Below are 6,796 nucleotides of genomic sequence, written 5' to 3' on the forward strand. Positions count from 1 at the left end.
GAGCACGACCTTGCCAAGGTCGGGGTCGCGAGTTCGAGTCTCGTTTCCCGCTCCAGAGTTTGTAGTAAACCATCCAAATCACGGATTTAGTCGTTAGCGTGATTGTTGTGACAAAAATACGAAGATGCAGAATCGAGTATTTTAGTTTGCAACAAGGCGGCAACTGAACGAATCCCTGGGAGCTTACATCAGTAAGTGACCTGGGTGAGCGAAGGCAGCCAACGCAGTAGCAGACTAAAATACGAAGATTATGCGGGAATAGCTCAGTTGGTAGAGCACGACCTTGCCAAGGTCGGGGTCGCGAGTTCGAGTCTCGTTTCCCGCTCCAAATTTTTATATTCACTAATGTTATTTGCCCTTAGGCGCAATCAGAATTAAAACTGCTGCTGATATTTTTATCGCATGCATCATCGTTTTTTCTGGAAATTTTGCACGCCTCGCTAGCATCGATAATGCTTGTTGTCTGACGCAGTTATCTTACAGGTTATCCACAATGTGCCTGCAAGGTTCTGACGGCGTTTTCCCCGTTGTTTAAAACTGTTTTGAACAGAGTTATCCACAAGCTCTGGACAAGCCCCTGCGCGCTAAACACGACGTGAATATTTACAATAATCGCTTAGCTTCTTGATTTATAAGTGGTTAAACGTATTTCAGACTGTGATCTTACCCTTTAGATGAAATTACGATCTCCATCACTATTCCGTTGGATAATTTTATTCACAGCATGTGGAAAAGCGTTTTATCCTGTGCGACTGCTCAATCACGCATCACGTGGCAGGCCTTTTTCGACCGCGCGCACCAGCCGCTGTTTCTTCGCTGGTTGCACTTCCACCGCTTGCGCCGCGCGTTTCTGCAACTGCTGTGCAATCGCCCATTCAATATGTTCATCAAGCAGTGGATGTTCGCCGCTGCGCGACTCTAATGCCGCCATATTTTCTTCTGTCCAGGGCGCATTGCCCAATGCCACCGCAATGTTTCGCAACCAGCGCAAATGCCCAATACGCCGAATCGCTGAACCTTCAGTGATGCGCAGAAATTTGGCTTCATCCCATTTGAATAGTTCGGTGAGCGGCGGCGCATGCAGCACCGCGCGCGGTGAGAAATCATCTTCATCGGTTAACTGGCCGTAACGATTCCACGGGCAAATCAGCTGGCAATCGTCGCAGCCATAAATTCGATTCCCAATTAGCGGACGGAACTCTTCAGGAATTGCGCCTTCCAACTCGATGGTGAGATAGGAGATGCAGCGCCGGGCATCGACCACGTAAGGTTCGACGATAGCGGAAGTGGGGCAGATAGTGATGCAGGCGACACAGCGTCCACACTGCTCTTCCTGTGGCTGATCAACCGGTAACGGCAGATCAATCAGCAATTCGCCGAGGAAGAACCAGGAGCCCGCTTCACGGTTAAGGATTAGCGAATGTTTGCCGGTCCAGCCTAAACCGGCTTTAGCGGCTATCGGGCGTTCGAGAATCGGCGCGGAATCGACGAATGGGCGAAAATTAAGTTCGCCACAGTGCGCCTGAATCATTTCTCCGAGCTTTTTCAGTCGATTGCGCAATACTTTGTGATAGTCGCGGCCCAGCGCATAGCGGCTTACATAGCCCAGCTGCGGATTTTTTAAGGTGCTGGCAAAGGCGGCTTTGGCTGGAAGGTAGTTCATGCGTACGCTAATCACGCGCAGCGTGCCGGGCAACAGTTCATGTGGCCGCGCGCGCATCATGCCGTGGCGCGCCATCCAATCCATCTCGCCGTGATATTGCTTATCCAGCCACGCCTGCAGTTTGGGCTCTTCGGCGCTCAGATCAGTATCGCAAATACCCACCTGCTGGAAGCCGAGGTCGCGTCCCCACTGTTTGATTTGTTGAGCGAGCTGTTGAAGATCGAGAGGATATGACATGAGAAACCAGGCAATTGAAGCAAACGCGCGCAGTTTACCACACTCTGTCTGGCCTGCGCAGGCGATGGCACAACTGGAACGCGATGCCGCCGATAGCCTGGGCTTAACGCTGTTTGAGCTGATGCAACGCGCTGGCCAGGCCAGCTATGAATTAGTCTGCCAACTGTGGCCGCAGGCGCAACATTGGTTGGTACTGTGCGGGCACGGCAACAATGGCGGCGATGGTTTTGTGGTGGCGCGACTGGCGCAAGCCGCAGGATTGAACGTAACGCTGCTGGCGTGCGCGGGCAGCAAAGTCTTACCAGAAGAGGCGCAGCAGGCTCAAGACGCATGGCTGGCGGCTGGCGGTGTGATTCACGCGGCGGATGCGCCGTGGCCGGAAAAGGTTGATGTGATTGTTGATGCGCTGCTCGGCACCGGCCTGAATCGTGCACCTGCGGATCCCTACGATCGCCTGATTACGCTGATCAACGCGCATGCTGCACCGGTGCTGGCGATCGATATTCCTTCCGGTTTGCTGGCGGCTAACGGCACGGCGCCGGGCGAAACGGTCATCGCTGATCACACGCTGAGCATGATTGCGCTGAAACCCGGCCAACTGACCGGCAAGGCGCGCGATTACGTTGGCGTGTTGCATAACCACGAGTTGGGCTTGTCGGCGTTCCTTGCCGCTGAGAAGGCATCGATTTCACGCTATGACGCTGGGGATTTAACGCGCTGGCTGAAACCGCGTCGTGCGACCTCACACAAAGGCGACCAAGGTCGGCTGTTGGTGGTCGGCGGCGATAGCGGCACGGCGGGTGCGATTCGTATGACCGGTGAAGCCGCACTACGAAGCGGTGCCGGACTTGTGCGCGTGTTGACGCATGAAGATAATATTGGCCCGATTCTCACCGCGCGACCGGAGTTAATGGTTGATGCGCTGAGCGATGAACGTCTGGATCAGGCGCTGGAGTGGGCGGATGTCATCGCCGTTGGGCCGGGGCTTGGCCAGCGTGATTGGGCTCAGAAGGCACTGAAAAAGATCGCGGCCAGTGAAAAGCCGATGCTTTGGGATGCGGATGCGCTTAACCTGCTGGCAATCAAGCAGGATAACCGTCAGAATCGCATCATTACGCCGCATCCCGGCGAAGCTGCACGCTTGCTGGGAGTGAAAACCAGCGAGATTGAGAGTGACCGCTTACATGCTGCGTGCGCCCTGGCGAAACGCTACGGCGGCGTGGTGGTGTTGAAAGGCGCGGGCACGGTGATTGCCAGCGCGGCGGGTGACATCGCCATTGCCGATGTGGGTAACGCGGGCATGGCATCCGGCGGCATGGGCGATGTGCTGAGCGGTATTATTGCCGCTCTGCTCGGCCAGAAACTGACATTACTTGATGCAGCCTGCGCAGGCTGTGTCGCGCATGGGGCAACAGCCGATGCCGTCGCGCGTCAACGCGGTACACGCGGCATGTTAGCCACTGATTTGTTCGAGCTGCTGTGGCAGTTTGTTAATCCAGAGATGATCCAACAATAAAGCATGAAGACCTGTGTTATCCCTTTGCCCGATGAGGCGGCAACCCTGAATCTGGGTGCGCAATTGGCGCGCGTCTGCACTAGCGCGCTGGTGATCTATCTTTATGGCGATCTGGGGGCCGGTAAGACCACCTTTAGCCGTGGTTTTCTGCAGGCGCTCGGCCATCAAGGCAATGTAAAAAGCCCAACTTATACGCTGGTCGAGCCCTACGAGCTTGGCTCTCGCACACTGTACCATTTCGATCTCTATCGTCTTGCCGATCCTGAAGAGCTAGAATTTATGGGTATTCGTGACTATTTCACCGGCGATGCGCTTTGTCTGGTGGAGTGGCCGCAGCAGGGAACTGGCGTGCTGCCTGAGCCCGATTTAGCGCTGACGTTGCGCTATGTTGATGCGGCGCGTGAAGCCGAAATTAGTGCAGTTTCCGCCACGGGCGAAGCGCTGTTAACCCAATTCCAGCAAGGCAGGGATCCGGCATGATGTCACGGATGAGAATCATTGTACTGGGCTTGCTGTGCCTGTTTTCTGCCTCGGCGTTGTCTGCCACGTTATCAGATATCAAAGTTGAAAATGGCGATAGCCAGGCCACCGTCACGCTGAGCTTTAACGGTCAGCCGGTGTATGGCTTTTTCCCGCTGCATAATCCCAATCGTGTGGTGCTGGATATTCGTCAAAGCGGCGCGATTAAAGGTTTGCCGCTGAATTTTAGCGGCGAAAATATTGTGCAGCGCATTCGTCATAGCCAGCCGAAAGATAAGCAAAGCCTGCGTTTAGTGTTCGAACTGACGCAGCCCGCGCAGACGCGCGCCAGCACGCAGCGCGATGGCAGTAATTATCGCGTGGTGTTCACCATTCGTGGGACGCAGCCAGCGAAACGTCCGGCCGCTGTTGCGCCTGTCACCACGGCGCGTGAAAGCCAGCCGCAGAGCAGCAGCCAGGGCAATCCGTTCAACGCCAATCAGGTGACTGCGGTAACCAGCAGCAATACCACCGTGCGTCCCGGCAACTCGGTCAGCCGCAACGATGTGGTGATTGTGGCGATTGACGCCGGACACGGCGGTCAGGATCCCGGTGCATCAGGCCAGCACGGTTTGCATGAGAAAAATGTCACCATCTCGATTGCGCGTAAATTGAAAGCGCTGATGGATCAGGATCCGATGTTCAAACCGGTGCTGACGCGTAACGGCGACTATTTCATCTCGGTGATGGGCCGTTCGGAAGTGGCACGTAAAGAGAACGCGAATCTGCTGGTATCCATTCACGCCGACGCCGCGCCAAATCATTCGGCCACCGGCGCATCGGTTTGGGTGCTGTCTAACCGCCGCGCCAATAACGAAATGGCGAACTGGCTGGAACAGAAAGAGAAACAATCTGAGCTGCTGGGCGGCGCAGGCGATCTGCTGGCGAACAGCCAGGCCGATCCCTATCTCAGCCAGGCGGTTCTGGACTTGCAGTTTGGTCATTCACAGCGTGTAGGTTATGACGTCGCCGTCAAAGTCCTGCAGCAGCTGCGCGGTATCACGCCGCTGCATAAACGTCTGCCGGAACATGCCAGCCTTGGCGTTTTACGTTCCCCGGATATTCCTTCTTTACTGGTCGAAACCGGCTTTATTAGTAATGCCGCGGAGGAGCGGCTGCTTGGCAGCAGCGCGTATCAGGAGAAGATTGCTCAGTCGATTTATAAAGGCCTGCGCAATTATTTCCTTACGCATCCGCTGCAATCGATCCCAAAGGAGGAAAACCGGCCGCTGGACAGCGCACCAGCGGTTAGCGTCGCCAGCAACCCGGCGACCGGCACGGTGCAATATACCGGCGCGACGCAGCGTCATACCGTGACGCGTGGCGAAACGCCGTCCGGCATCGCGGCAAAATATGGCGTGAGCATGGCGACGTTACGTGAGATGAATAGCCTGAAGCGCGATGTGGTTTGGGTGGGACAGCGCCTGAAGGTGCCCGCGAAATCCAGCGTTAGCGTGGCGGCGGCGAGTCGTCCAACCCGGCATAAAGTGGTGCGCGGCGATTCGCTGACGGCCATTGCCGCGCGCTATGGTGTGAGCTCGAAAGCCATCATGCAGGCGAATAATATGAAGTCGAGCAATGTGATGCTGGGGCAAAACTTAAAAATTCCGCAATCCTGATTGTTGGCTCCCTGTGAGCCAACCAGCCAGAAGGATCACCACCATGCCAATACAGATTTTACCGCCGCAGCTGGCGAACCAGATTGCCGCAGGCGAAGTGGTTGAGCGTCCGGCGTCGGTCGTAAAAGAGCTGGTGGAAAACAGCCTGGATGCCGGTGCCACGCGCATTGATGTCGATATTGAAAAAGGTGGCGCGAAGCTCATCCGCATTCGCGACAACGGCTGCGGCATCGCCAAAGATGAACTGGCGATGGCGCTGGCGCGGCATGCGACCAGCAAAATAGCCTCGCTTGATGATCTTGAAGCGATCATGAGCCTCGGTTTTCGTGGCGAAGCGCTTGCCAGTATCAGTTCCGTTTCTCGTTTAACGCTGACTTCACGCACCGCCGATCAAAGTGAAGCCTGGCAAGCCTACGCAGAAGGGCGCGATATGGATGTGACGGTGAAACCGGCTGCGCATCCGGTGGGCACATCGCTGGAAGTGCTCGACCTGTTCTATAACACGCCCGCCCGCCGCAAATTCATGCGTACCGAAAAGACCGAATTTACCCATATTGATGAGGTGATTCGTCGTATTGCGCTAGCACGCTTTGACGTCGCCATTTCGCTTAGCCACAACGGTAAGTTGATGCGCCAGTATCGCGCGGTCATTGAAGATACGCAGCGGGAGCGGCGTTTAGGTGCCATTTGCGGTACCACGTTTATGCAGCACGCTTTGCGTATTGAGTGGCAGCACGACGATTTAGCGCTGCGCGGTTGGGTCGCCGATCCCAATGGCTCGCGCCAGGTTACCGACCTGCAATATTGCTACGTCAACGGACGCATGATGCGCGACAAGCTGATCAATCACGCGATTCGTCAGGCGTATCAAACGCAGTTGGGCGACGATCAGCAGCCGGCTTACGTGCTCTATCTGGAGATCGATCCGCATCAGGTAGACGTCAACGTCCATCCGGCAAAGCATGAGGTGCGTTTCCATCAGTCGCGTTTGGTACATGATTTTATCTGGCAAGGCGTGATGAGTGCGCTGCAAGCCAGTCGCGCGCCGGAATTGCCCATCGCCCACGCCGAAGAACCGGCACCGAAGTGGCAGCCAGAAAACCGTCAGGCGGCAGGTGCGAACCACTTTGCCCAGCCCAGCAACACGCTACGCAGCAGCGGCGGCGCTTCTGCAGCGGCGGGTGCAAACTGGCAGAATAAAGAGCCGGTTTACAGTGCGCGTGAAGGCAATGCGTATAAGCA

General features: G+C 55.9%; 5 protein-coding genes and 1 tRNA gene. 5 read left to right on the forward strand and 1 reads right to left on the reverse strand.

Annotated features, from left to right (window positions below; genetic code table 11):
• Positions 1-252 precede the first annotated feature (252 nt).
• A tRNA-Gly gene (locus tag RTY00_RS16200) sits at positions 253-328 on the forward strand.
• A gap of 432 nt (positions 329-760) precedes the next feature.
• Here RTY00_RS16200 and queG read toward each other — a convergent pair.
• A complete protein-coding gene (gene queG / locus RTY00_RS16205) occupies positions 761-1,900 on the reverse strand; it encodes a tRNA epoxyqueuosine(34) reductase QueG (RefSeq protein ID WP_312665123.1) in 1,140 nt (379 codons plus the stop codon).
• On the opposite strand from queG, the gene nnr reads away from it, so the two are divergent.
• From nnr to mutL, 4 genes are all read left to right on the forward strand, one after another.
• A complete protein-coding gene (gene nnr / locus RTY00_RS16210) occupies positions 1,899-3,416 on the forward strand; it encodes a bifunctional ADP-dependent NAD(P)H-hydrate dehydratase/NAD(P)H-hydrate epimerase (protein WP_312665124.1) in 1,518 nt (505 codons plus the stop codon). The genes queG and nnr overlap by 2 nt on opposite strands.
• Before the next feature lie 3 nt (positions 3,417-3,419).
• Positions 3,420-3,896, forward strand: a complete 477-nt coding sequence (gene tsaE / locus RTY00_RS16215; RefSeq protein ID WP_312665125.1) for a tRNA (adenosine(37)-N6)-threonylcarbamoyltransferase complex ATPase subunit type 1 TsaE — start codon at positions 3,420-3,422, stop codon at positions 3,894-3,896.
• Positions 3,893-5,554: an N-acetylmuramoyl-L-alanine amidase AmiB gene (gene amiB / locus RTY00_RS16220; RefSeq protein WP_312665126.1), complete on the forward strand. Its 1,662-nt coding sequence runs from the start codon at positions 3,893-3,895 to the stop codon at positions 5,552-5,554. The genes tsaE and amiB overlap by 4 nt, the downstream gene beginning before the upstream one ends.
• A gap of 43 nt (positions 5,555-5,597) precedes the next feature.
• A partial coding sequence (mutL, locus tag RTY00_RS16225) for a DNA mismatch repair endonuclease MutL (RefSeq protein WP_312665127.1) occupies positions 5,598-6,796 on the forward strand: 1,199 nt, incomplete at its 3' end.

The organism is Pantoea sp. CTOTU49201, from assembly GCF_032054795.1.
Taxonomy (GTDB): domain Bacteria; phylum Pseudomonadota; class Gammaproteobacteria; order Enterobacterales; family Enterobacteriaceae; genus Pantoea; species Pantoea symbiotica.